Origin of the sequence: Caballeronia eucalypticola, assembly GCF_047608185.1 — a bacterium.
GTDB lineage: Bacteria > Pseudomonadota > Gammaproteobacteria > Burkholderiales > Burkholderiaceae > Caballeronia.
The window spans coordinates 1-24,244 of record NZ_JBLKRU010000009.1; the positions used below are offsets into that span (position 1 = coordinate 1).

Sequence of the window (24,244 nt, forward strand, 5' to 3'; positions counted from 1 at the left end):
TTGTTGCTCATGCTTTTGACTCGTCTGCTTAATGCCTGCCACCATTTCCCTGGCTTCGTCTACGGTACCGCGCGCTTGTGCATGCATAGCAATACTATCGAGATCGATGTGCGCCCGCGCAAAGGCTCCAGAGCGTGCTGCTCAGGATGCCATCAACCCGCCAGGGGCTACGACCAACTGCCCCAACGCCGCTTCGAGTTCATCCCGATCTGGGGCTTTGCGGTGTTTTTACTGTACAGCATGAGGCGCGTGGAATGCAGGCGATGTGGGGTCAAGGTAGAGGAGGTGCCCTGGGCAATGGGCAAGCACCAGTTGACCAGGGCGTACATGCTGTACTTGGCGCACTGGGCGCGCAAGCTTTCATGGAAGGACACGGCACAGTCCTTCCACACCAGTTGGGAGAAGGTCCAACAGGCCGTGGCCTATGTCGTGCAATGGGGTCTGGAGCATCGCGAGCTGGGGCATATCCGGGCCATCGGCGTGGACGAAATCGCCTACGGTCGTGGTCATGAGTATCTGACACTGGTCTACCAGATCGAGGCGGGCTGCACGCGCCTGCTCTGGGTGGGCGAGAAGCGCACCAAAGAAGCGTTCCAGAAGTTCTTCGATATGATCGGCACGGAACTGGCGCAGGGCATCGAGTTTGTGTGTTCGGACATGTGGAAACCCTATCTGGACATGATCAAACTGCATTGCACAGGGGCGCTGAACATTCTGGACCGCTTTCACATCGTCGCTAAACTCAATCTTGCCATCGACGAGGTCCGTGCGGGCGAAGCACGCCAACTGGTCAAGGACGGCTACGAGCCGGTGCTTAAGAAGTCGCGCTGGTGTCTGCTCAAGCGCCCGGGGAACCTGACCGACTCCCAGCGCATCAAGCTGCGTGAGGTGCTGCGCTATAACCTCAAGAGCGTACGGGCCTACCTCTTCAAAGAATACTTCCAGCAATTCTGGGACTACGAGTCACCCGCATGGGCAGGCAAATTCCTGGATCAGTGGTGCAGCGAGGTCATGCGCTCGCGCATCGACCCGCTCAAGAAATTCGCTCGCACAGTACGCACCCATCGAGAGCTGTTGCTCAACTATTTCCGGGCGCGAAAGGCGTTCTCCAGTGGCATCGTTGAGGGACTGAACAACAAAGCCAAAGTCACTATGAGAAAAGCCTATGGATATCGCACCTTCAAAATGACGGAACTCTCGCTATATCACGTACTTGGCAAACTTCCTGAGCCAGAACTCGCCCATAGATTTTACTGACGGACCCGATTTTTTATGCGCCTTCAACGTTCGATCGAGAATCGGCCAGGGCAAGAACACGCGGCATCTGTGTCGTGTTGATCTGATAACCGAAGCGGCTGACGGTTTCAAGACGCGCACCGAAGGTGTGCAACTCAAGCTTGCGGCGCAGCCGTGAGACCACCAGATTCACGCTCGACGGGTCTACGACGTCCTTGTCAGGCCACGCATATCGGATCAACTGGTCGCGCGCAACGGGGGCATCGGGCTGGCGCAGCAGCGACTCAATCAACAGGAACTCGCGCTTGGTCAGGGGGAAACGCTTGTCTCCTTCCACCAGCTCCCGCGTAAGCGGATCAAGCCTCAGCGAAAGGTCGAGTGTGGAGTCGCCCAAGCCTTGCACGGATGATCGATACAACGCCAGCATGCGTTCCTGCATTTCAATAAACGAATACGGCTGCACGAAGCATGCGTCCGCACCGGCGCGCAGCATGCGCGCTCTTTCTACAGGTGTCGCGCGTCCGAGGACGACCAGGATCGCGGGTGATCCCGGCAAACGTGCGAACTCGGATAAGAGCACAGCCAGGTTGCAGATGGACTCAGTATCGACAGCCACGATCAGGACCGCGTCAAAGGTATCTTGCGATGCAAGATGAAGCCCGTCGCGTAAGTCGTCGGTCATTTGCAGGCTGTGCGCGCTTTCACGTAAAGCCTTATGCAGATAAGCGCCCTCGGTGCAGACGGTGGAAATGAGCAGAACTCGCATAGGGGTGGCTCTTACTCGGTAATCAATTAATCGGTTAATCAGTTGATCAGGAATACTTGGCAATCAGAAAATGCATTATTGAAGCGCGTGGGGCCAGCACTCAACCGTCATCGTCGTACCGGGCGTGGTACCGGTGCCATTAGCGCCCACGCGAAGCGCGAAATCGTGCAGCCGCATCACGGCCGACACAATGCTGAGACCGAGTCCCGAGCCTGCCAGATGACGCGTCTGATCGGCTCTGTAGAAGCGTTGCAAAACTGCTTCCCGCTCCCGCTCCGGAATGCCTGGACCATTATCAGAAATGACCAGCAGCGCGCCCTGCGGATGATCCGTCAGCTCGATGCGCACGGCGCCGTTATCCGGCGCGAACTTGATGGCGTTATCGAGCAAGTTACTGAACGCTTCGAAGAGCAACGCCCGATCGCCATGCACCGCGGCAACCTGTTCGACCACCACCGCCCAGCTAATTCCCCGATCCTCGGCAAGCGGTTCATACAGTTCGCTTAATTCATGAACCAGCGTTGTGAGATCCACCGATGAAAAACCGCCGCGCCGCTTCAATGCGCCAATCTCCGAAATGCGGAGCATCGCGCCAAAACGATCCAGCAACATGTCGGCTTCCACGCGCGCACGGTCGAGCATTTGAGCGACGCCGTCGTCCTGGATCACGTGCATGCGTTCGGCCACATTGGCGAGCAAGGTGCGGATATGCGCGGCTGGCGTGCGCAGGTCATGCGCTATTCCGTCGCACGCACTCTTGACCTCCGTCATCAGCCGTTCAATTTCCTCGAGCATGTGATTCACCAGATGCGCAAGCATATCCAGCTCGTCGCGTCCGCCGATCGGTAAGCGGCGGTTCAGGTCACCCTCGGCTATCCGCAACGTTACGTTGCGAATATCACGGACTCGCCGCATTTGCCGAAGGTTGAGCAACAAGCCACTGGCTATGCTCACCAGCAGGCAGAACAAGCCGCCGCCAACCAACGCGTTGATCATCGTTTCGCGAATGTGCAGTACGTGCGTGAGATCGCGGGCGACCACGATCTGTTCGCCGCTGCGCCGCCGTACACCCATGGCTCGCACAACTGGCGACTTTGCCTGGTTGGCGACGATCAGGCTGTCGTTGAGTGTATGACCTTGACGGTCGAGCGGCAGGTTCGACGGCAGCACGCGGATATCGCCGGCGAGATGCGTGCCGTCGGCTGCGAACAACCCGAAGTAATTGGTATTCAGATGTTCGCCTTCCGTGCGCCTATAAATAGTCGCGGGAAGTTGCGGGTCATCAATGGACCCGAAATAGAAGAGCTGCCAATGCAGCACTGAGTCTGCGTCGAACTCCATGCGCGTGGTTGCCGACCAGCCAATAAATCCGATCAGCACCATGACCGACAGCGCAAAGATCACGGCGTAAACCGAAAGCCACCGGAAGGTCGTGTTGTGCCAGCGGCGCCCCATTTCTAAGGGATGCGTTCGATTCGTTGAGTCAGCCAAGGTGTTCTTATAGGAGATGGATCACGTCAGGATGTAACCCGAACCGCGCACGGTCTGAATAATTGCGGTAGCACCGGGGGGATCGATCTTCTTGCGCAAGCGGCCCATGTGAACGTCGATCAGGTTGGTGCCGGGATCGAAGTGATAACCCCACACCGCTTCGAACAGCATGGTGCGCGTGATGGTCTGCCCCGCGTGCCGCATCATGAACTCCAGAATCCGGTACTCGGTTGGCAGCAGCGGCACTTCAATGCCGTCGCGCGTCACCTTGCGCGAAATCAGGTCGATGAGAAGCGGCCCTGCGTTCAGCGTTGTTTCATTACGTGCGGGAGCCTCGCGCCGGCGTCGCAGCAATACTTCGAGACGTGCTGTGAGTTCGTCCGAATTAAACGGCTTGGTCAGGTAGTCGTCACCGCCCGCACGCAGGCCGCGAATGCGCTCGTCTACATCGCCAAGCGCACTTAGCATTAACACTGGCGCCTGCACGCCTACCGTTCTCAAGGTGGTGAGGATAGTCAGGCCGTCGAGTCCCGGAAGCATGCGGTCGAGCATGATCGCGTCATACTCGCCGCTCATTGCACGGGCGAGACCGTCGGGCCCGTTATCTACCCAATCCACTTCGAACCCACATTTTTCAAGCTCTGCCACGATCTCATTCGCTGCTAGCGGATCGTCCTCTACCGTAAGCACTCGTGTCGTCATTGTTCCCAATCCCAAGTCGGTATCGGCAGAAAACCGCGTACCGTCTGTACTTCCAGAGGGTAAATGATGCCACAACCGACCCGATGAGATCGGCGAATGAAGTTGACGGACAGGCATCAGAAAGCTACCTGAGCTTAGCGGGCACCGCGATAAACGACTGTATCGAGATAATTAAGCTGACCGTCTTTTTCAGCACGAACGAGCGAGCGCTCAACCTGCGCGCGGGTGAGCGTGGAGACGGGAGGTTTCCACGATTGGTCTTGCGCAGGTTTCGCTGGTGCCTGAGCAAATGCTGAAGAACATGCCGCGCATGAGAGAAGGCCTGCTGCGAAAAAAAGTTTTTTCATGTCGCTACTCCTGGAGAACCTGTGAATTAAGCGCCGCGGTCCGCGAATGGTTTTGGCACGGTGTTGACGGTGCTAAGACTACGCCGTGAGCCTTAACGGTCCGTCATCTGCTTCATGAAAAGATATTTACTGAAATGTGCTTAGGGCAAAGCCTCTAAGGGAGCATCGAAAATTTTGTGAACCATTATTTGGCACGTCGTGTCGAATTGACGGTTTGCTTCGTCCGCGGTTTTTTTCAGCCGCGGTCATCCGCGGCAATGCTCAGGGCTTAGTTCGCCGATGAACTGGCCGGGTTGCCTGCGACCTGCGCCTGCACGCAGTCACGACGGTATTCCTGATGCAGCTTGGATTCGGCGGTTTGCAGTTGGTCCGGATATTCGTTGTCGTCGGAAGTCGGCTGATACCCGACCGCTTCCAGTTCGCTTAACTCCTGCATCAGTTGTTTATGCGTGACGGTGTGCTTGAGCGGCGTGAACGGATAGTCGTGGCATTCGGCCTGCGTGAGACTCGGAGCGGCCAGGGCCGACGCGCTTGTAAGGGCGAGTGAAAGCGTAATCAATGCAGCGGAAAGTCGTTTCATGGATGTTCTCCGTAAAGACAGCGGTGTTGAGTAGTCGCCTGCGCCTACTGGTTTTGTTTATCGACGGGTGACGAGATTCAGGATAGCGAACTGATTGCAACGGAAAGTCCGCTGTAACATGAAGAGTAATTTAAGGTTCACTGAAGTAAGCGCCGAGTAAGCACTGTGGCTCCGACGCAAGGTCGAGGCGGCTGTATTTTTACGTCGTCCATTTTTTCTGCGCTTATGCGGATTCCGCGCAGCGTTCAAGCAAAGTCCCAATACATCAATTCACATTGTTTGGAAGTTGCGTGTATCTGATTCACGACACGCATCGTTCTTGCCCCTCTCTTCCGAAAGCCTCAAGCGTTGCGCCCTTGCCTAGCCAGTAAGCCGCTAAGGGCTTTAGCGCGTGCTCTTCCATCGTCTGAAAGTCAGAATTTCAGTTAGTCGCCGCAGCTATGAATAACGGCTCATTAACCTTCGTGGGCGCTTTCATGAAGTCTTAATTTCGTCGGCAAGTTCGCGCGGCAGGAAGCGAAATCAAGCGACGTCAAGCGACACACGCGCGTCTGAATCTACACATTGGGATTGGAAAACATGAAGAAAACCTTGCTAGCCGCCGCGATTCCGGCAATTTTCCTAAGCACCGTCGCGCACGCGCAAAGCAGCGTCACGCTCTATGGTTTGATCGACGAGGGATTTGACTTTACGAGCAACGGTCAAGGTCATCGCGGGTACGAAATGGTCAGCGGTGACACCGTAGGCAGCCGCTGGGGCTTGAAAGGCAGTGAGGACCTGGGCAACGGGTTGAAGGGAATTTTCCTCCTGGAAAATGGCTTCAACACGAACAACGGGCAACTCGGTCAAGGCGGCCTTGAATTTGGCCGCCAAGCTTACGTTGGCTTGTCGTCAGCCCAGTACGGCACGTTCACCATGGGTCGCCAGTACGATCCCACCGTCGACATGTGGAGCGGGTTCACCGCAGCGGGCAACACCATTGGCGATCTCGCGGCGCACCCATTCGACAACGACAACGCCGACTGGGATTATCGTATCCAGAACTCGGTCAAGTATGTGTCGCCGACGGTTAGCGGCTTTACTGGCGAAACCATGTACGGCTTCAGCAATCAGGCGGGAGGGTTCGCAACGAACCGCATGTACAGCGCCGCAGGCACCTACAAGATGGGGGGTTTTGCCGCAGCGCTCGCGTACATGAAAACCAATAGCGGCGGAGCCAACGCTTCGGGCGCGGTATCGAATGATACAACCGTCTTTACGGCCGACTCGCAGCAGAACATTGACGCGGGCGTCTCGTACACGTTCGCGAACAAGGCAATGTTAGCGTTCGCGTATTCGCATGTGGATGTCTACAATCCGACGAGCAACTTGTACTTTACGGATCAGCCGGTGGCCGGTACGCAGAACTCGTGGAAGTTTGACAACTTCGAAGTCAATGGGCAGTACTTCTTCAAGCCTGATTTCTGGATGGCGGCGTCTTACACTTATACGTTCGCGCACATTTCCGCTACCACTGGACGGTCGATGCCCAAGTACAATCAATTCGCCTTGATGCTTGACTACGACCTTAGCACGCGTACGTCGGTCTATATCCAGGGCGCTTATCAACACGTGAATGGCAACACGGGTACCCAATTCGACAATGCCGATATTCCAGGTTCGTCGGGCATCTCCTCAACCGGCAATCAGTTGATGGCCCGGTTGGCGATGACACACAGGTTCTGATTCTTTCGCATTGGAAGGACGACGCTCATCGTTTTTCCGCGTGCAGCGTGTTGTGCAAAGATCCAAACAACAAGCTGCACGCATTTTTTTATTGCCTCCTTTGCATCGCCAAGACCGATCAGAACTCCTGCGCAGTCGGACGCAGCACGATCTCGTTGATATCGACATCGCTTGGTTGCTCGATCGCGTAGGCAATGGCGCGAGCGACCGAGTCCGCAGGAATCGCCTGCTGGTAAAACTGCCCCACTACCTTCGCGCTCTCTTCATGGGAGCTGCCGAGCTTCAGTTCGGAGTCGACCGCGCCAGGCAGGATGATCGTCGTGCGGATCGAGGCGCCTACTTCGTGGCGCAAGCCTTCGGAAATCGCGCGCACGGCAAACTTCGTACCGCTATAGACCGTGCCGCCGGGACTAAAAACCTTGATGCCCGCCACCGACGAAATGTTGATGAAGTGGCCGCTGTCCTGCTTCTGGAATACCGGTAACGCGGCGGCGATGCCGTACAACACGCCCTTGATATTGATGTCGATCATGCGTTCCCATTCGTCGACCTTGAGTTCCGACACGGGCGCGATCGCCATGAACCCCGCGTTATTGACCACGACGTCCACGCGTCCGTAAGCGCTCACGGCCCGATCGACCAGCGCCTGGACATCGGCGCGGCGGGTGACATCGGCGGCCAGTACTTCGACCTTGCCGCCCGCTTCGCGCAACTCGGCGGCGATGCTCTCAAGCCGGTCCAGACGACGCGCGCCCAATACAAGCGAGGCCCCTTTCGCCGATAAATGACGCGCCGTGGCTTCACCCAGCCCGCTGCTCGCGCCAGTGATGACAACGACTTTGCCTTCGATTCCATTGCTGATAGTGCTGCTCATTGTTGACAGGCTCCTGTGTTCCTGAGAAGGCGAAGGCCCCCTCGACAGAAGACAGTATGGGAATCGCAAGTCAACCATTCAATGGAAATGATACGATTTCATAATTCCATTTTATGGAACAAAATATGAGAGCCCGTCATGCAAAATCGCCTTGAAATGTTGCGCATCTATTGTGCCGCCGTTGAAGCACAAAGCTTCAAGGAAGCCGCTACCCGGCTAGGCACTTCGCCTCAGGCAATCACGCGAGCCGTTCAGGAAGCAGAAGCGTTGGTGGGCGAAATCCTCTTCCACCGCAACACCCGGCGCGTGCGCGCCACGCAAGCAGGAGAAGCGTTTGCGCAGCGCGCACGTGAACTCGTGCAGCAGATGGACGATCTCTTGAGACCGAAAGACAGCGAGATCGACGCCGAGATTGCGGGCCTGGTCCGGTTGACCACGCCGAAGTCCATCGGCGAACGTTTTCTGATGCCCGCGCTTGTGCGTCTCGCCGAGAAGCATCCGCGAATCACCCTTGACCTGCGTCTGTCCGATGCAATCAGCGACCCGATTGCCGAGCAGATCGATATTGGCGTACGGATCGGCTTCATGCGAGACAGTCGTTTCGTGGTACGCCCTGCATCGCACGTGGGCTTCTCCGTCATTGCGAGTCCTAAGTTGATAGCACGCGTGGGCCGTCCTTCAGACCTCGCTGAACTTGCGCTGCTACCGGCAACTGGTTTTATCGACAGGAACACCGGGCGAGCGTGGCCCTGGCAGTTTTCCAACGGGCAGCAAATGACGCCGACCAACCTTGCGTTTCAGACCGACGATGGCGAGTGCGAGTGCCGCGCCGTGGTGGCGGGGCTGGGGTTTGGGCAGGTCGTGAGTTATCTCGCACTGCCCCTGCTGCGCGCGGGCAAGGTGATCAGCGTACTCGACGACATTGCGCCAGAGCCGTGGCCGGTCTACGTCTACAGGCCGCAGCGAGGACCGGTGCCCGCCCGCGTACGGCTTGTGTTCGACGCCGTGCTGGCCGCGCTGGAGAAATCGGAGCTGCAACATGGGCCTTATGTGTCGGGCTGATTTCATACCCGGGGCGATTATCTGCGGAGGCCAAAAAAAAGGCGTCGTGCGAACACGACGCCTGAAATTCTAGCTCCGAGGGGAGGGCTAGAACTGAGAGCCAGCTTACATCTCAACCTCCCCGGCGCATGTGCCGCTGAAGGTTCTACAAACTTGTCGCGACCACCGTTTTCGGCAGCGCGAGATGAACATTATGTTCAGTGCATCACACCGAAAAAAGCATGGACGGCATCGTCTGGCGTCAGGCCTACATCGAAGTAACCTTGAAGACGATCTGCTGTGGTTTCATCAAGAATGAACGGTGGGCTGATAAACCGCGCGGCGACCGCCTGGTCGTACCAGACGCTGATCCAGCCGGTAAGTTCACGCACATCCTCCTGCACCTGCAGCCCGAGTTCGCTGTCCATGGGATCTCCGCAAAAACACACCAGGGTCGACACGCTGCCACCCGGCCACGCTTTATCAAAGCCGTCCCAAACGACCGTTTACTTGCCAAGAGCCATTCAGATGAAAGAACACTAGAGAAGCCGGACCGCAAGCGAAAGATAGTGCCTAAGCATAATGGCAGTCGCTTCAACCCGCCTTGAAAACACCTTACAAACAGACTGGCGCTTGAACCGCGGCGGTCTCTGGCGACCACTATGATCCCTAGCGAAAGACTTGGGGTTTTGCCGGTGCCGGCGGATTCATCGAACGCTCCTCGCACCCTTTCGCATAACACCATGCTATCTGGTTCCGTTTCATTTTCCAGTCGGTACAAGCGGAATTTGATCTAGGGAAATCCTGCAACGACTATAAGGATTTCCTGACACGCAACCTGCTCAGTGTCGGGGGCCGCGTCGAGACTCAAATGTGCATTGAATCCTTCATTTTCTTACTTTCATGCGCTCACTCAGTCACCAGCCCGTGCCGGACCGCATAACGAATCACTTCAGAGTTGTTAGTGAGCCCGAGTTTCTGCATGAGCCGCATCTTGTGCGTGCTAATCGTCTTTGCACTGAGCGACAACACCTCGGCAATATCATTGATGCTGTTTCCGGCCGCCAGCATTTGCAGCACCTGGAACTCTCGGTCAGAGAGAATCTCATGCGGCGGGCCGTCGCTGGAAGGCGAATCGAAAACGATTGCATCGACCAGCTTCGGGTCAATGAAGCGCCCTCCCGCCGCCAGCTTGCGGATTGCGGCGAGCAGGACCTCAAGGTCGCTGTCCTTGGTCACATAGCCCGTTGCACCCGCGCGTAACGCCCGCGAGACCACTTGCCCCTCGTTGTGAATGCTCAGCACGAGGATCGGCAATGCGGGTTGCTCAGCCCGCACGCGCCGAATTAAATCCACACCGCTAATGCCGGGCATGGTCATATCGAGCAACAGCAGGTCCACGCGGCAAGCACGCAACTTGTCCACCACTTCAGACCCATGCGCGGCTTCCCCTACTACGGCAATATCAGTCGTCGTGGCTACGATCTGCTTCAGGCCGCTTCTCACGATTGCGTGGTCATCTGCTATAAAAATACTGATCATCTTTCCCGTCCGCTATCCAGCGGCAAATTGATTGAAACCATCGTTCCAGCACCTGGCGCACTGTCGACCTGAAGCGTCCCGCCTATCAGCCGCGCCCGCTCGCTCATGCCCAGCAAGCCATACGAATAGCCGCCTTGCGCGGAGTCCGGGTCAAAGCCCTGACCGTCGTCGCTGACTCGAAGATCGAGCGCCCGGTTCGTGCTGACGAGCGTCACCGCCACACGCGACGCGCCGGCATGCCGCGATACATTCGTGAGCGACTCCTGGACAATACGGAATACGGCGGTTGCATGGGCGTCCACAAGGCTCGGTTCACCGCCTCGCACGACCAGTTGACAAGGCATGCCATTGCGCCGGCTAAAGTCTTCAGAAAGCCACTCCAAGGCCGACACAATACCGAAGTTGAGCGCCGCCGGTCGCAAATGGCTCGCCACGTTGCGCACCATCCAGATGGTTTTTTCTACCAGCTCGCGGATATCGTCTATCTTCCGGGTCGCTTCAGCGTCCGCGACTACGCGCATCTTGAGCAGCGCAACATCCATTTTCAGCGCGGTGAGCAACTGACCCAGTTCGTCGTGAATCTCCAATGCTATACGGCGCCGCTCCTCTTCCCGGATTGCCTCCAGATACGCCGATAACTCACGCAATTGCTCGCGCGACGCCAGCAATTCCTCTTCTGTACGCTTGCGCTCGGTGATGTCTTGAACAGTGCCGACAATCCCCCACGACTGCCCCTCCCGGGTATCCACGCGTTCTGCCTGAAGCCGGACAATACGTGTGGTCCCATCGGGACTCGTGATGCGATGATCGATGCCAAAGGACTGTCCCTTGGCAAGCAGACCGCGCGCCACGCGCCTGACCATGGCCTGGTCGTCGGGATGAACCATCGAGAGATAAGCGCTATAACACGGCTTCGCGACCAGGCTCTCCAGTCCGAGGATGCGGTAGAGCCCGGTCGACCAGTGCGTGATCCCGCTATCGCGATCCCATGACCAGTCGCCGAGCCGAGCCAGGCGCTGGGCGTTGGCGAGACTCGCTTCGCTCGCGCGCAGTTTCTCGTCGGCATTCCTGCGCGCCGTGATGTCGTAAAGCCCTACATAAATGGCCGGAACGTCGCCATAAGTCGCGACCCGCGCATTGGCGACGGCCCAGAACGAAGTTCCGTCGGGTCGCCTGAAACTTAGCTCGGCATTACGCAGACATCCTTCGTCGCGAAGATGGCAGACCAGTTCGCCGCGCTCCTTGGGCAATGCATATAAGTCGATAATATTGCCAAGCGCCGCTTGCGTCGTATCGAGCCCGAAGAGTTCGCGCATCGGCTGGTTCATGTACAGGATGTCGCCTTGCGGCATGGACGTAATACACAGCGGCACCGGACTCGTCTCCACAATCGCGCGAAACCGCGCCTCGCTTTCCTTTAGCCGCGCCTCTACGTACCGGCGTTCGACAATCTCCAGGTTGAGGCTGCGGTTGGCCCGCGCCAGTTCTTCAGTGCGTTGCGCTACCCGCGCTTCGAGTTCGTCGCGGGCATCGCTTAGCGCTTTCTGCGTCTTTTCGCGTGCGGCAATTTCGTGCTGCAACTGCATGTTCCGCGTCACGAGTTGCTGCTGCAGCGTGCGCAATGCCAGATGCGTGCCAATACGCGCCACGACTTCGTCAACGCGGATTGGCTTGGTCACATAGTCCACGCCGCCCGCTGCCAGCCCTTCGATCACGTCCGCGCTCGCGGACATCGACGTCATGAAGATCACGGGGATGTCGCTGGTTTCACTATTCAATTTAAGCCGCCGGCAGGTCTCGTAGCCGTCTATGCCGGGCATCTTGACATCAAGCAGGATGAGATCCGGTTGCGAGAACGCCGCGCGCTCGAGCGCTTCCAGCCCATCCAGTGCGACCAGCACCCGAAAGCCCTGCCCTTCGAGACTCTCCACGACCACACTCAGGTTAGCGGGCATGTCGTCGACGATCAGGACTGAAGGCGGTTCCAACTCCGGGGGTGCAAGGTCGATAGCCGCATTATTCATGACGCTTGTCCCCCTTCAAGATGGCGCTCGACGAATTGCACGATCGCCTTGGTCCGATAGTTCTTCGCAAGCGAGCGCAACTCCGCAGCGAACGCGCTGTAACGCTCGTCGAGGGACGCGATGCGTTCGGCCCACAACACAATCTCGCGCATGTTGCCCTGGCGTGCAAGCCGGTGCAGGTCCTGCATTTCATGCGAGGGCACGGCCGGGCACGGCATCATTGCCGCGGGTTGGGGCAGCGGCTCGCCAAGTGGCGCATAAGTCCAGGAGAGCGCAAGCAGCGCGGCAATCTTTGCGAGCAGCGTGTCGAGATGAATGGGTTTCGCGACAAACGCGTCAGCGCCCGCGCTCAGGCTGCGCTTTTCGTCGCCGCCTGTCGGGCTTGCGGAGATCGCGATGACCGGCACGCCGGTAAAGTCCGGCAGCAGCCGCAAGCGGCGCATGGTTTCGAGTCCGTCCATTTCGCTCATCACGATATCGGTCAGGACTATTGATGGACGCTTCACCTGAGCTTTCTCCAGCGCTTCCTGACCGCTGGCTGCTTCAATCATGTCGAAGCCGATCTGTTCCAGCATGTCGACCACCACCGCGCGGTTAGTGGCCACGTCGTCGATAACCAGCACGCTCCTGCGCGCTCCCGTGTAGCCGGTGACCACCCATGCTGGATTGGTGGCGGCTGACGAGGATGGTGCAGGAACCGCTTCGAGGTCGAACCAGAAGGTGCTGCCCTCGCCTTTGCGGCTCTCGACCAGGATCTCGCTTCCCATCGAACGCACGAGTTGCCGGCTGATGCCAAGGCCAAGCCCGGCTCCTCCACGATGCCGTTGTTCATCGCCGGTTTGCTCGAAGGGTTCGAAGATCAGCTCGCGCTGCATGTCGCCAATGCCGATTCCGGTATCTTCCACCGCGAAGCGGACCCGGCCATTCTGCAAGAGCGCCACTCGCAAACTTACGTAGCCGCTGTCGGTGAATTTCACCGCGTTTGCCAGCAGGTTGAGCAGTACCTGGCGCAACCGGCGTTCATCGGCACGCACGGCGTTGGGGACGTCGCGCGCGGCTTCGCATATGAAGAAAAGCTGCTTTTGCTCAGCCTTCACGCGAATGATTTCCGCGACGTCTCCAAGCAACCCGGGGAGTGGCACGGCAACAATATCGAACGGCATTTTGCCGGCCTCTATCTTCGCGATATCGAGAATGTCGTTGATCAGCGCAAGCAAGTGTTCGCCGCTCCTTTGAATCACGCCGAGCCCGTCGCGCTGGCGCTCGCTGAGCGTCCGGTCCCGGCCAAGGACTTGCGCGTACCCGAGGATGCCGTTCAGCGGCGTGCGCAGTTCATGGCTCATGTTGGCGAGGAATTCGGATTTCGCGCGATTGGCCGCCTCGGCGGTGCGCCTCGCTTCACGGCCTTCGGCTGCTTCGCGTTCGTCTTTATACGCGCGGTGGAGGCGCGCGCACATGGAGTCGAACGCGGCCACTACCCGTTCGAGTTCATCTGGACGGCGCGGCCGGCGGCGCTGCAGCGTGAAGGCTTGCGGCGCCTGCCGGAAGTCGTAGCTTTCGACGCGCCGCGCCACCGTGGCGAGATGGCGCGTGACGAGCCGCGAGAAGATATAGATGGTGAATAGCGACACCAGAAAAGTATTGGCGCCCTGGCTCAGCAAGATCACCAATGCGGTCTTAAGCAGTTCGTTGTACAGGTTGTCGAGCGTTGCTTCCACACGCAGCGTGCCGATCGATTCCTCGTGACCCTGGATGCGATACACAATCGGAAAACTGCGCACCATGACCGGGCCGCGCGAACGAGTTCCGGCGGCAACCACCATGGAGCTGTCGCTGGCGATCACCTCGGTGACTTCGGCCAGCCGGATGTCCGGCAGATGGAGAATGCCGTCAAGTTGGAGTTCGAGTTGCGGACGGTCGAGCCGCCAGAGCGCTTCGCCCAGGCTACCGCGATAACTGCTATCGATTTCCGCAAGGCGGCTTTCGATGAGCGTGACCCCACGGTGATAATCGCGATAAAGCTGAAGCGCCGTAAGCGTTAGCGTGACCGTGCAACTGAACAGGAACACGGTAGCGAGCAGCCGCATCACGACACTGCTGCGATGACGGCCGACCAGGTCGCATAGTCCGCCGAATGTGTTGATCGCCATAGATTTCCTTGGGGCCGGCCTTGGTTCTTGACCCGCCTATTTTGCGCGCTCTGGCGGCGGTCTAACGATGGCATAACACGACAAATTCAAAGAAATGCAGGCGAATTTGCCTGCATTCATCGTTTAGGAGACGACCGTGCGCATTGTCATCATGGCACGACGAACTGCGCTTACGATGACCTGCGATGTATGCGCTCGGGACGGGCTGAATGGGCTGAAACCCCTAAAGTCGGAGGATTTCCCGGTCCGCTGCGCCCACGCGTTTGAACTGCTCACTGAAAAGTGCTGCGACGAACCATGTCGCAATGCAGGCCTTACGTCGAGCGGGTTTGTACGGACGACATCTCCGTTGCGCGCTCGCATCTGGAAGCGGCAAGGGGGCGGCGGATCAATGTCATGATCCGCGACGTGGGTCATAAAGAACCGGATGAACGCTCAAGAACCGTTCTTGCCCCGTGGGCAATTCATGGCCTCGAAGAGTTATTGTTGGATCCTGCAAAGCCGCAATCATGGCAGGGCTGGTCATTACCCCACGTTATGGGTACTCAAACAATTGCGGCATTGCCTCCTCAAAAATGGCCCCCTATATTTTTCCCATGTCAGCCGTGCGCGCCTTGCCTTGCATTGCAACAGGGGTCGCTTGAGCGTGTGAGTCCGGCTGAACCGCAAGGCAAGATGCAGACATTACATTGATCGCTTGGCAGACGTTGTATCAACAGGCAAGTCGCATGCGACTTCGCATGTTGATTCCTGCGCACGTTGCTTGGCGCGTTTCTTCGTTACCCGCAGCCGAACCACTCAACCATCAGGACCGCCGTCGATGAGAAACCTGTCGCTCCGCCCCATCGCACTGTCGCTGCTTATTGGTCTTGTTTCGACCGGACCCGTTTTCGCCGCGGGACAGATCACTTTCGTGTCACAAGGCGGCAGTTATCAGGAGGCCCAGGACCAAGGCCATTCTCGATCCCGCCGCGAAGCTGCTTGGGATTACGGTCAACCAGGACAGCATCCCTGACGCATGGCCGGCGATCAAGGCGCAAGGCGCGACCGGCAAACCGATATGGGATGTAGTGGATACCCCAACGTCGAATTGTTTGCGCGGCGGCCGCGAAGGCCTGCTGGAGAAGCTGGACTTTTGCAAACTGCCGAATGCGGCTGCCATGCCGGAGCAGTATCGAACGCCTTATTCGGTTGCCTACGAGTTCTATTCGACGGTGATTGGCTACAACAAGAAGGCGCTCAAGAAGGTCCCGCAGAGCTGGGCGGATTTTTGGAACATGAAGGCGTTTCCTGGCACTCGAGCGCTTCGCAATGATCCGCAAACGGTACTCGAAGCCGCGTTGCTCGCGGACGGCGTGCCGCGTGACAAGCTTTATCCGCTCGATGTAGACCGGACCTTCAAGAAGCTTCAGCAGATCAAGCCCGACATTACTGTGTGGTGGACGTCGGGCGACCAGTCGGCGCAATTGCTGCATGACGGCGAGGTAGACATGGAGATGATCTGGAATGGCCGCGCGAGTGCGGTGCAGAAGGACAATCCGGACGTGGCTTTTACTTACAACGATGGCATTTTGCGAAACACGCAGTTGTGCATATTGAAGAATGCGCCGAATCTGCCGACGGCGATCCAGTTTGTGAATGTGGCGGTGTCGCCGGAATTGCAGGCTAACCTGCCGCTTTATATTGACTATGGTCCGGGTAGTCCGGCTGCGTTCAAGACTGGCAAGATTACGGCTAAGCGGGCAAGCGAATTACCGAGTTCGCCGGAGAATGCGGCTAAGCAGGCGTTGATGTCGGAGGAATGGTGGGCATCGGAGCCTGGTGTTCAGGCCAAAGCGCGGTGGCTGAAGGTTATGCAATGACGGGGGGGTGTTCGTTCGCACTTGGGGTTGGGGGGGAGCGAGGTTGGTCGGTGAGGTTAGTGCCAGTTGCGAGGGTCTGGGGTTAGCGGTCTGGTTCAATGCCGGGTTGCACGGGTTCTGCGTTAGCGGTCGGGGGCTATGCCGGGTTGCTGCTTTCCAGGTCTTTGCGCGTTTTATGTTGGCTGATTTCTTTATCACTATTAGCCACTGCGCGTGGCGGCGCGTCATTTCTTTGTCCTTAGCGACAAAGAAACGAAGCAAAGAAAACGCTTTCAACTCTCTAAAAATTAAGTGTCCACAGCGTGCAGTTCCATTTCATGGGTACCCGAAAAGCACGGTGCTCGCAAGAGCTACGGATGTTTGAAACCCTCCTTCTCGCGAATCCTGACATTAACACGCTTCGCCCCGTACGCTCTCGGGCTAGCACCAGTGACTGAACCCGCCCAAGGAGCGCCCCGCGCTATCCGCGGAAAACCAACCTCAAAATTTGTATGCATACCGCACCATCTTTACAACCCATCGAGAAACGATGCTGCAAAATGTGTAAGGCCTAACCCCCGAAATAACAACGCGAACCGACCAGCTAACTCGCGAAGCACCACACCCATAAAAGTACGTGAGGCCGTGCGGGCCCGTGGGGCACTGGTGCTTGCCCGAGAGCGTACGGGGCGAAGCGTGTTAATGTCAGGATTCGCGAGAAGGAGGGTTTCACACCTCGGTGGTTCTGGCGAGCACCGTGCTCTTCGGGTACCCATGAATCAAAACTGCACGCTGTGGACACTTAATTTTTAGAGCGGTTAAAGCGCTTTCTTTGCTTCGTTTCTTTGTCGCTAAGGACCAGGAAATAACGCGCCGCCACGCGCAGTGGCTAATAGTGATAAAGAAAACAGCCAACACTAAACGCGCGAAGCCCTGGAAAGCACCAACCCGGCACTAACCCTGACCACTAACATCCCCCGAGCACGAACGATCAACTCCTGACCCATGAGATCAGCCGCTCCCCGCACGCAACGATTAACGGCGTTGGCCGTGGCAGTGTGCACGGCGCTCAGCAATATCAAAACGGCTAACCTTCACGGCTTGTCGCCGACACAGGCCACACCGACGACTGGCGAAGTTCATAGTCGTCGGACCCGTCCGCAGGCCACGCGAAAGGCTGCTTCAGCAATTGCTCCAACTCGAGTGGCGTCACCGGCTTGCTGTAGTGATAACCCTGAATTTCATGACAATCGTTGTCGCGCAGGAAATTGAGTTGCTTCTCAGTCTCGACGCCTTCGGCAATGACCTTGAGATTCAATTGGCGCCCAAGCGAAATAACGGCCCGCGCAATCGCGCGGTTATCCTCGCCGTCAGGTAACTCGCGCACAAACGACTGATCTATTTTCAGTCGCACGATCGGGAAATGTTTCAACGCACTCAAGCTGGAATAGCCAGTCCCAAAGTCATCGATAGACAGCCGCACGCCCATGCCCTGCAATTGGGTCATGATCACAATGGCGCCATCGAGATCCTGCATGATGAGACTTTCGGTGAGCTCAAGCTCGAGATACTGCGCATCGAGCCCGCTCACCGCCAGCGCATGCGCCACACGCGCCACCCAATCCTTCTGCAAAAATTGCCGCGCCGAGACGTTGACCGAAATGGTCATGGGCGCCATGCCCGCATCCTGCCAAGTCTTATTCTGGTGACAAGCCGTATGCAGCACCCAGTCACCTATAGGCACAATCAGCCCCGTTTCCTCTGCAAGCGGAATGAACGTGGTTGGAGAGACCAAGCCTTCTGTCGGGTGATCCCAACGTAACAGCGCTTCCACACCAAAGATCTTCTCGGTTCGCAAATCGACCTGGGGCTGATACACCAAACGAAATTCCTCGTTCGCAAGCGCGTGCCGCAACTGCTCCTGAAGCCGCAGTTTCTCGTGCACCTTGATGTTTATCTCGGACGTGTACAACTGGTAGTTGTTGCGGCCCATCTCTTTCGCGCGATACATCGCAGCGTCGGCGTTCATCAGCAGCGTATCAGCATCAAGGCCATCGTTAGGATAGCTAGCGAGTCCCATGCTGCACGTCACCTGGAAATTCTGATCGTTCAGCTTGACCGGCTCACGGATCGCATCGCGAATCTTTTCGATGGTCACCGTAATATCCGCTCCCTGCGGTGCCTGGTCAAAAAGAACAACCACAAACTCGTCACCGCCGAGCCGCACTACCGTGTCCGTGCGCCGCACGCACCGCACCATGCGGTCAGCCACGATTTTCAACAGGCCGTCGCCGGCGCGATGCCCGAGGCTGTCGTTGATCAACTTGAAATTATCGAGGTCGATGAACACCACGGTCACGCCACGCTGATAACGTTGTGCATGAAGCAAGACCTGATTAAGCCGGTCAGACAGCGCGGTACGGTTGGGAAGACCCGTTAGAGCATCGTGATTCGCCATGTGACGGATGCGTTGCTCTGCCTGACTGCGTTCGATCGCAATGCCGGCAATGCGCGTCGCCATGGCAATAGCCTGTCCCTCGCTCTCTTTCGGTTCATGTGGAAACCGAACGAATAGCGTAAGGACGCCAAGGGCGCTGCCGTCGTGGGACAGAATGGGCTGCGCCCAGCATGCGCCGTAGCCAAGCACGCCGCAGCTTTCCATCTGGTCAACCAGATGCGGATCCTGCCTGACGTCCGGGACGTACACCGCATGGCGATAGTGCACCGCTCGACCGCTTGGTCCCGCATCCTGGCCAATCAGCGAGCCGCGTACCTGCTTGCCATAACGCTCGGGCAAGCTGGGCGCAGCGCCTAATTTCAAGTGCCGGCCATCGTCGTCACACAGCAAGGCGGCACATACCGACCCTGCAATTTGTGACTCAAGCAGCTTGATCATGGAGGACAGAACGTCTGCGAGCGGTGTGCTGGTGGCGATCATTTCCAGCACGCGATTCTGCTCCGCGCGCCGGACCTCAGCGTGTTTCCGGGAACTGATGTCGCGCATCATTACGACTACGCCGTCTTCCACGCGTACGACTTGCCGATGCAACCACGTCGACGATGCGTCGGGCCGCTCGTGCAGCCACTCCCGCTCCTCGACCACGCCCGTCCTCGCGACGATCGCAAATTCGTCAAGCATGCCGTCGTGGCGAGATCGAGGAAACGCGACGTCGAGTGCCCGGCCGATCAAGCGGTCGCGCGGTAATCCAGATACGTCAGCGCCGCGCCGGTTGGTATCTTGCACCCTGAAGCCAACAATCTTGCCGTTCGTGTCGAGTTCGCTGCGAAGGACAAAAAATGCGTCGAGACTCGCTTCCGAGGCAGCGTAGTAAGTCTGTTGTGCCCGCCGTGCTCGCCGCCGGCTTGCCGCGAGCAGCCAGCTCGAGCGGCTAAGTGCACCTGCCAGCAGGATCAGCGCCACACTGCCGAAGCTCGCCCACAGCAGGTAAGCGCGCCGATGATTCCGGAACTGCGCGAGTTGTTCTTCCTGACCGAGACCGACTATGGCGGTCAGCGGGAAACCCTGCAACTGACGCAAGTTTGTATAGCGGCGCACACCGTGATCCCACGGCTGCACGGCAAGTAAATCGGAAGGCATTTCGGCGGCGTCCATAGCCATCTTCGGGAGAACCGCACCCCACAACGACTGCTTCCCTACCTGCTCGGCACGCATCACGCCATCGGTGCCGAGCAGCGCCATGACACCGTCGTTGCCCATGCGCGAGCGGTCGTAACTGCTCGTGAAATAGCTGGGGTTAACAGAAAGCATGACGATGCCACCAAATTCTCCGGCTGCATTCTTCAGCCGCCGGCTGAAGATAATTTCCGGGGTACCCGTGATCGCGTTGCGAGTCACCTGGCTGACAAACGGCGCCGGACTGTCATTCTTGCGATCGCGCTGCACGGTGAAATACGGCTCGTCCATGACGGTAGCAGGCGCTTGCACGCGGGTTGCGTCGCGCAGATGGCCGTCACTACCGACGATCGCTACCTTGAACCCGATCACGAATGGCAGCAGCCCCTGGTCCTGCAGCTCCGACAAGCGCACGCCGCCTCTCGTTTCGTACACGTACTTGACCGTCTTGAGCACCTGGTCTATGGCAACGAGATCACGCACCAACTGCGCTTCATAGGTATCGGCGAGTTCGTGGCTCAACTCTACAGCTGCGTCCCGTGCAACCGCGTGTTCAACCTTCACCAGATGAATGACGGCCGTCCACGCGAGCACGAGCAGCATTGCTGCAAATAGCGGGAACAGTACGTAGGCTTCGAGCAGACGCCGAAGCGCAGGGGGTACGTTCGCACCCAGCCGGCGCAGCCGAATAATCTGAGCAGTCACTACACCCGAAGCCATCAATGCGATGCCACTGTCCGCGCTATCCAGATTTCGTGAATTGAGACGCATGATGCCTGCTCCGGTTCTGCTTGGCTGTCGTTCTTTACTGTTCAAGTCGCTAGCGCGCGGGTCGTCGGAATCTTTCAACGCACGCGCCCCACTAGTGAACTCAGCATGACTTCGACGCTTTCAGCCGCCCCAAACTTCGTTGATATAGCCGGTTGAATCGAGCATTGAGTCGGGCGCGCTCTTCACTGCGACGAGTTCAGCACGTCGCGCGGCGCGGTGCCGCATCTCGTGAAAAACCGGTCCCGACTTGAACTCATTCAACCGGCGACGCTTATCCGCGTCTGTGTTTTGAAAATAAGTGCGACCCGCTGCATCGTCTTGAAGGGCGAGCACTCACGCGCTACCGCGACCGTGTCCGCTAGTTACGTGTCGACCAAGATGACGTTCGCGAACGGGTTTCTTTCAGCATTGAAAGCGGATTGCCGAGGCTACGATGACGTACTCGGTGATCGCCGCCCTGAGGCCAAACGCGTTGTGTAAAGTGCCAGTCGCACTAGACCCGATAGTGATCCCCACTCTAATAACGGCCTTTGCGGGGAAAAGTTTAATAACAGTGAAAAAATCCGGTCGTGGCAGGAAAGTTCGTAGTAGAAACAAACGATGCAAAAGGTCTCATTTGGCCTGCGGTAAACCCTCTGCAAAGCTAAGTATGGAATTCGCGGTAAAAAAATGCCGAATCTCCGCCATTCGATCGCATTTTTTAGCGCTCCGTACTATCCGCGGCGCCTAGCCTGCGCCTCGTGTTTCGATAGCCAGGAAAAACCGGTATTCGTAGGATGAAATACCTACTTCGTTTTCCCACAAGCCGCTCCAATAAACGGCAAATGTGAATCAGCACGGGACTTAGAGGGGTGCGAGCTATTTGTAAAGAGGAGGGGCTATAAATCGAATAGTCATTCTCAAGTCTTGCAAGACGAGCCCGCTGAGCACGGCTAACGGTCGATGCAGCGACGTTCGCGGTATCGACTCTCTAACAAAAATGCCGGTGATTTATCGGTCACTTCGTGACCGTCTTGAGGGTCCAGCTACAAGGGAGAGGGAAATGAAACATCTAAAGACTGTGACCCTCGCCGCATTTTCTTTAATTGCTTTCGCGCATGCTCAGAGCCCTGACGACTACGAAGAGGGGGTCGCGGCAGGACAGCTGGGCACGGCGTTGTATAACCTGGCGAACCCCAACAAACCGCTGCCGATGCCCGCTGCCGACGCATCGCAAGATTCCAAAGACGTGCAACGAGCAGCTTCAACGCCCAGTTCAAGCGCGTCCGTGATCAAGCCTGTCGCAAACACTGATCGTAAAAAGACCAAGCCCTACGCACAATAATTTCCGAATAAGTACTACAAGGCACACCGGCGAAAGCTTAAGCGCTGCGGTTGGGCAGCCCTTCCGCCGGCGATTCCAAGCGGGCAAATTCGTCCGCGACCGGTCGGCTTCAGTGGCTTCCCACTCCCACCCTGAAAACGCCCACCGCTTCGCGCAAGCTCCTGGCTTGATCGGCCATTGCCTGCGCTGCCGCCGTTGCTTGTTCGACCAACGCAGCGTTTTGTTGCGTCACCTCGTCCATCTGCCCGACAGCAACGCTGACCTGTTCAATGCCCGTGCTTTGCTCTGACGACGCCGCTGAGATTTCGCCCATGATGTCGGTCACCTGTTTAACCGAGCTCAACAATTCGCCCATGCTTTTGCCTGCCTCGGCTACCAGGCCCGAACCCGTATCGACGTGGTCGAGCGACTCACCAATCTGATCCTTCACTTGCTTGGCCGCGCTGGCACAGCGTTGGGCCAGCGTCCGCACTTCGCCTGCCACGACAGCGAAACCGCGCCCCTGCTCACCGGCGCGTGCCGCCTCAACAGCCGCGTTCAGCGCAAGGATATTGGTTTGAAATGCAATGCTCTCGATCAGGTTGATGATCTCTCCCACCTTCGACGAGCTAGCGGATATATCCCGCATCTTCGTCACCACGCGTTCAACCACCTGCCCACCTGCGGTGGCTGCGTCGGACGCAGTTTGGGCAAGCATGTTCGCCTGTTTTGCATTGTCGGTATTCTGCTTTACCGTAGACGTCAGCTCTTCCATGCTCGCCGCCGTCTGTTCAAGCGAAGCCGCTTGTTCCTCGGTGCGTTGCGATAAGTCGACATTACCCTGCGCCATTTCATTCGCCGCGACCGCGATCGAATCGGCCGATGTCTTGATCCCCGAGACTATGCTGCTCAATTGCGCGCGCATTGCCTCAAGCGATGCCATCAAACTCCCACTTGCACCCGGCGCAACTACTACGCGTACCGCAAGGTTTCCGTCCGCAATTTCGCTAGCAACGCGTTGCGCTTCGCCAGGCTCCGCGCCGAGTTGATTCAGGATGCTGCGCGTGATCAGTAACGCGGCTATCACGCCGACGATCAACGCGGCAAGCGCTGCGCTGATGGTGACGATTCTAAGCTGCGCGTAGCTGCTTTCGGCGCGGTTTGCCTTGTCGTGCATCGTCGTTTTCTCAAGCTCGATCAACGATCGAAGCGTGGTTCGCCATTGAGTTTGTTTTGGAACGACGTCTTGCAATAAGGCCTTTCCCGCCGACGCTTTGTCGTTGGAAACGATGAGCTGGGCGACGTTGGCCATGAGCGGCCGCGTGGAGGCTTCATCCGTTACCAGCCTGGCGAGCAGTGTTTGCTCTGTGTCGGTTATTAATCCGCTCGACACGAAGATGTCATTCAAGGCTCGCGACGCGTCCGCATAGATCCCCTCTTCGTGCTTTATTTTTTCCACGATGGCCTTCGTGTCGGCCTCGTTATCGACCAGCATCATGTCGCGGATCGCGATAGAACGTTGATCGAGAGACGAGCGCATTGTTTGGGCAAGCGTCATCTCTTCCGTGCTGCGGTCGACAATACTCGTCAGCGCCGCGTTAATCTTTGACATGCCGATCAAACCGACGACAGACACCACGCCGAGAAGAACAAGTAAGGCACCAAAAGCAGCCGAGAGGCGGGTCACAACTTTGAACTGGCTCATCAAAATGACCTTGTAGATTGGAATTTAAAACACACGTATTTCTGCTTTAGCGAGCCATTCGGCGATATGACTTTCTTTCAACTTACTGTCTTTCAAATTCCTTAAGCCGGTGCCGGGCAGACATGCGTGGCCTTGCCTCTGGCGTCATATCGTCGATCTTTAGAAGTCTTGCGTTGCAGTGGAAATGCGTTCGTGTGCGGATTGTGGATTGCAGTGCGGATTGGGGATGGGCAGCCGGGCTGTCCTTGACGGTTGGCGGAAAAAAGCAAACGTCACCAATTTATCGGCGGTTGGCGGGCAATCTTTAGCGGTTCTCACGAATCACCGCCTCTCACTTGCGCAAGGACGCAATCAAGACCGCGACCGGAATACTCAAAAAGACCTGCCGGGTAGTCGCCATACCGGTATAGGTAGCGGACTGGCTGCACCGCGACTCACGCCGTAAGATCCGGGTTGAAGCCGCTCGCTTGCTTGCTTTGCGCGAAGCGGTTGCTCCGGCCCTCAAGAGGTCG

16 protein-coding genes and 1 pseudogene are annotated in these 24,244 nt (G+C 57.6%); 5 read left to right on the top strand and 12 right to left on the bottom strand.

Going from position 1 to position 24,244, the window contains the following annotated elements; translation table 11 throughout:
* Nucleotides 1-1,257, top strand: a 1,257-nt coding sequence (locus tag ACMX25_RS12715) for an ISL3 family transposase (protein ID WP_414950301.1), incomplete at its 5' end; no start/stop codon positions are given.
* Between the two features lie 13 nt (nucleotides 1,258-1,270).
* Here ACMX25_RS12715 and ACMX25_RS12720 read toward each other — a convergent pair.
* From ACMX25_RS12720 to ACMX25_RS12740, 5 genes are all read right to left on the bottom strand, one after another.
* Entirely contained in the window at nucleotides 1,271-2,002 is a 732-nt protein-coding gene (locus ACMX25_RS12720) for a response regulator transcription factor (protein WP_414950302.1), read from the bottom strand.
* A gap of 75 nt (nucleotides 2,003-2,077) precedes the next feature.
* Complete coding sequence (locus tag ACMX25_RS12725; RefSeq protein WP_414950303.1) at nucleotides 2,078-3,457, bottom strand: sensor histidine kinase; 1,380 nt, start codon at nucleotides 3,455-3,457, stop codon at nucleotides 2,078-2,080.
* Between the two features lie 57 nt (nucleotides 3,458-3,514).
* Entirely contained in the window at nucleotides 3,515-4,195 is a 681-nt protein-coding gene (locus tag ACMX25_RS12730; RefSeq protein ID WP_414950304.1) for a response regulator transcription factor, read from the bottom strand.
* A 134-nt stretch (nucleotides 4,196-4,329) separates the two neighbouring features.
* Nucleotides 4,330-4,542 (bottom strand): DUF4148 domain-containing protein, encoded by a 213-nt coding sequence (locus ACMX25_RS12735; RefSeq protein ID WP_414950305.1) that lies wholly within the window; start codon nucleotides 4,540-4,542, stop codon nucleotides 4,330-4,332.
* A gap of 268 nt (nucleotides 4,543-4,810) precedes the next feature.
* The gene (locus tag ACMX25_RS12740) at nucleotides 4,811-5,122 is read right to left on the bottom strand and encodes a DUF4148 domain-containing protein (protein WP_414950306.1); all 312 of its coding nucleotides are present in this window, start codon (nucleotides 5,120-5,122) and stop codon (nucleotides 4,811-4,813) included.
* 579 nt (nucleotides 5,123-5,701) lie between these two features.
* On the opposite strand from ACMX25_RS12740, the gene ACMX25_RS12745 reads away from it, so the two are divergent.
* Entirely contained in the window at nucleotides 5,702-6,847 is a 1,146-nt protein-coding gene (locus ACMX25_RS12745; RefSeq protein ID WP_414950307.1) for a porin, read from the top strand.
* A gap of 118 nt (nucleotides 6,848-6,965) precedes the next feature.
* Here ACMX25_RS12745 and ACMX25_RS12750 read toward each other — a convergent pair whose 3' ends face one another.
* On the bottom strand, nucleotides 6,966-7,721 hold the full coding sequence (locus ACMX25_RS12750; RefSeq protein WP_414950308.1) for an SDR family oxidoreductase: 756 nt from the start codon (nucleotides 7,719-7,721) through the stop codon (nucleotides 6,966-6,968).
* Nucleotides 7,722-7,859: 138 nt separating this feature from the next.
* Here ACMX25_RS12750 and ACMX25_RS12755 point away from each other — a divergent pair, with 138 nt between their 5' ends.
* Nucleotides 7,860-8,783: a LysR family transcriptional regulator gene (locus ACMX25_RS12755; protein WP_414950309.1), complete on the top strand. Its 924-nt coding sequence runs from the start codon at nucleotides 7,860-7,862 to the stop codon at nucleotides 8,781-8,783.
* Nucleotides 8,784-8,980: 197 nt separating this feature from the next.
* On the opposite strand, the gene ACMX25_RS12760 is transcribed toward ACMX25_RS12755, so the two are convergent.
* The 4 genes from ACMX25_RS12760 to ACMX25_RS12775 all read right to left on the bottom strand — a co-directional run bounded on the left by ACMX25_RS12760 (nucleotide 8,981) and on the right by ACMX25_RS12775 (nucleotide 14,478).
* On the bottom strand, nucleotides 8,981-9,190 hold the full coding sequence (locus ACMX25_RS12760; RefSeq protein ID WP_414950310.1) for a hypothetical protein: 210 nt from the start codon (nucleotides 9,188-9,190) through the stop codon (nucleotides 8,981-8,983).
* Between the two features lie 481 nt (nucleotides 9,191-9,671).
* The gene (locus ACMX25_RS12765; protein ID WP_414950311.1) at nucleotides 9,672-10,304 is read right to left on the bottom strand and encodes a response regulator; all 633 of its coding nucleotides are present in this window, start codon (nucleotides 10,302-10,304) and stop codon (nucleotides 9,672-9,674) included.
* Nucleotides 10,301-12,328: a hybrid sensor histidine kinase/response regulator gene (locus ACMX25_RS12770; protein WP_414950312.1), complete on the bottom strand. Its 2,028-nt coding sequence runs from the start codon at nucleotides 12,326-12,328 to the stop codon at nucleotides 10,301-10,303. Before ACMX25_RS12770 ends, ACMX25_RS12765 begins: the two co-directional genes overlap by 4 nt.
* Nucleotides 12,325-14,478, bottom strand: a complete 2,154-nt coding sequence (locus tag ACMX25_RS12775; protein WP_414950313.1) for an ATP-binding protein — start codon at nucleotides 14,476-14,478, stop codon at nucleotides 12,325-12,327. Before ACMX25_RS12775 ends, ACMX25_RS12770 begins: the two co-directional genes overlap by 4 nt.
* 820 nt (nucleotides 14,479-15,298) lie before the next feature.
* Between ACMX25_RS12775 and ACMX25_RS12780 the strand changes: the two are divergent.
* Nucleotides 15,299-16,340 (top strand): annotated as a pseudogene (locus ACMX25_RS12780) (ABC transporter substrate-binding protein).
* A 1,066-nt stretch (nucleotides 16,341-17,406) separates the two neighbouring features.
* Here the strand turns inward: ACMX25_RS12780 and ACMX25_RS12785 are convergent.
* The gene (locus tag ACMX25_RS12785; protein ID WP_414950314.1) at nucleotides 17,407-20,724 is read right to left on the bottom strand and encodes a bifunctional diguanylate cyclase/phosphodiesterase; all 3,318 of its coding nucleotides are present in this window, start codon (nucleotides 20,722-20,724) and stop codon (nucleotides 17,407-17,409) included.
* Between the two features lie 1,042 nt (nucleotides 20,725-21,766).
* Here ACMX25_RS12785 and ACMX25_RS12790 point away from each other — a divergent pair.
* Nucleotides 21,767-22,048: a hypothetical protein gene (locus ACMX25_RS12790; RefSeq protein ID WP_414950315.1), complete on the top strand. Its 282-nt coding sequence runs from the start codon at nucleotides 21,767-21,769 to the stop codon at nucleotides 22,046-22,048.
* A gap of 109 nt (nucleotides 22,049-22,157) precedes the next feature.
* On the opposite strand, the gene ACMX25_RS12795 is transcribed toward ACMX25_RS12790, so the two are convergent.
* The gene (locus ACMX25_RS12795) at nucleotides 22,158-23,732 is read right to left on the bottom strand and encodes a methyl-accepting chemotaxis protein (protein WP_414950316.1); all 1,575 of its coding nucleotides are present in this window, start codon (nucleotides 23,730-23,732) and stop codon (nucleotides 22,158-22,160) included.
* Between the last annotated feature and the right edge of the window lie 512 nt (nucleotides 23,733-24,244).

Coding starts and splice junctions, on each gene's coding strand:
- ACMX25_RS12720 (WP_414950302.1), bottom strand. CDS start 2,002: ATGCGAGTTCTGCTCATTTCCACCGTCTGCACCGAGGGCGCTTATCTG.
- ACMX25_RS12725 (WP_414950303.1), bottom strand. CDS start 3,457: ATGGGGCGCCGCTGGCACAACACGACCTTCCGGTGGCTTTCGGTTTAC.
- ACMX25_RS12730 (WP_414950304.1), bottom strand. CDS start 4,195: ATGACGACACGAGTGCTTACGGTAGAGGACGATCCGCTAGCAGCGAAT.
- ACMX25_RS12735 (WP_414950305.1), bottom strand. CDS start 4,542: ATGAAAAAACTTTTTTTCGCAGCAGGCCTTCTCTCATGCGCGGCATGT.
- ACMX25_RS12740 (WP_414950306.1), bottom strand. CDS start 5,122: ATGAAACGACTTTCCGCTGCATTGATTACGCTTTCACTCGCCCTTACA.
- ACMX25_RS12745 (WP_414950307.1), top strand. CDS start 5,702: ATGAAGAAAACCTTGCTAGCCGCCGCGATTCCGGCAATTTTCCTAAGC.
- ACMX25_RS12750 (WP_414950308.1), bottom strand. CDS start 7,721: ATGAGCAGCACTATCAGCAATGGAATCGAAGGCAAAGTCGTTGTCATC.
- ACMX25_RS12755 (WP_414950309.1), top strand. CDS start 7,860: ATGCAAAATCGCCTTGAAATGTTGCGCATCTATTGTGCCGCCGTTGAA.
- ACMX25_RS12760 (WP_414950310.1), bottom strand. CDS start 9,190: ATGGACAGCGAACTCGGGCTGCAGGTGCAGGAGGATGTGCGTGAACTT.
- ACMX25_RS12765 (WP_414950311.1), bottom strand. CDS start 10,304: ATGATCAGTATTTTTATAGCAGATGACCACGCAATCGTGAGAAGCGGC.
- ACMX25_RS12770 (WP_414950312.1), bottom strand. CDS start 12,328: ATGAATAATGCGGCTATCGACCTTGCACCCCCGGAGTTGGAACCGCCT.
- ACMX25_RS12775 (WP_414950313.1), bottom strand. CDS start 14,478: ATGGCGATCAACACATTCGGCGGACTATGCGACCTGGTCGGCCGTCAT.
- ACMX25_RS12785 (WP_414950314.1), bottom strand. CDS start 20,724: ATGCGTCTCAATTCACGAAATCTGGATAGCGCGGACAGTGGCATCGCA.
- ACMX25_RS12790 (WP_414950315.1), top strand. CDS start 21,767: ATGAAACATCTAAAGACTGTGACCCTCGCCGCATTTTCTTTAATTGCT.
- ACMX25_RS12795 (WP_414950316.1), bottom strand. CDS start 23,732: ATGAGCCAGTTCAAAGTTGTGACCCGCCTCTCGGCTGCTTTTGGTGCC.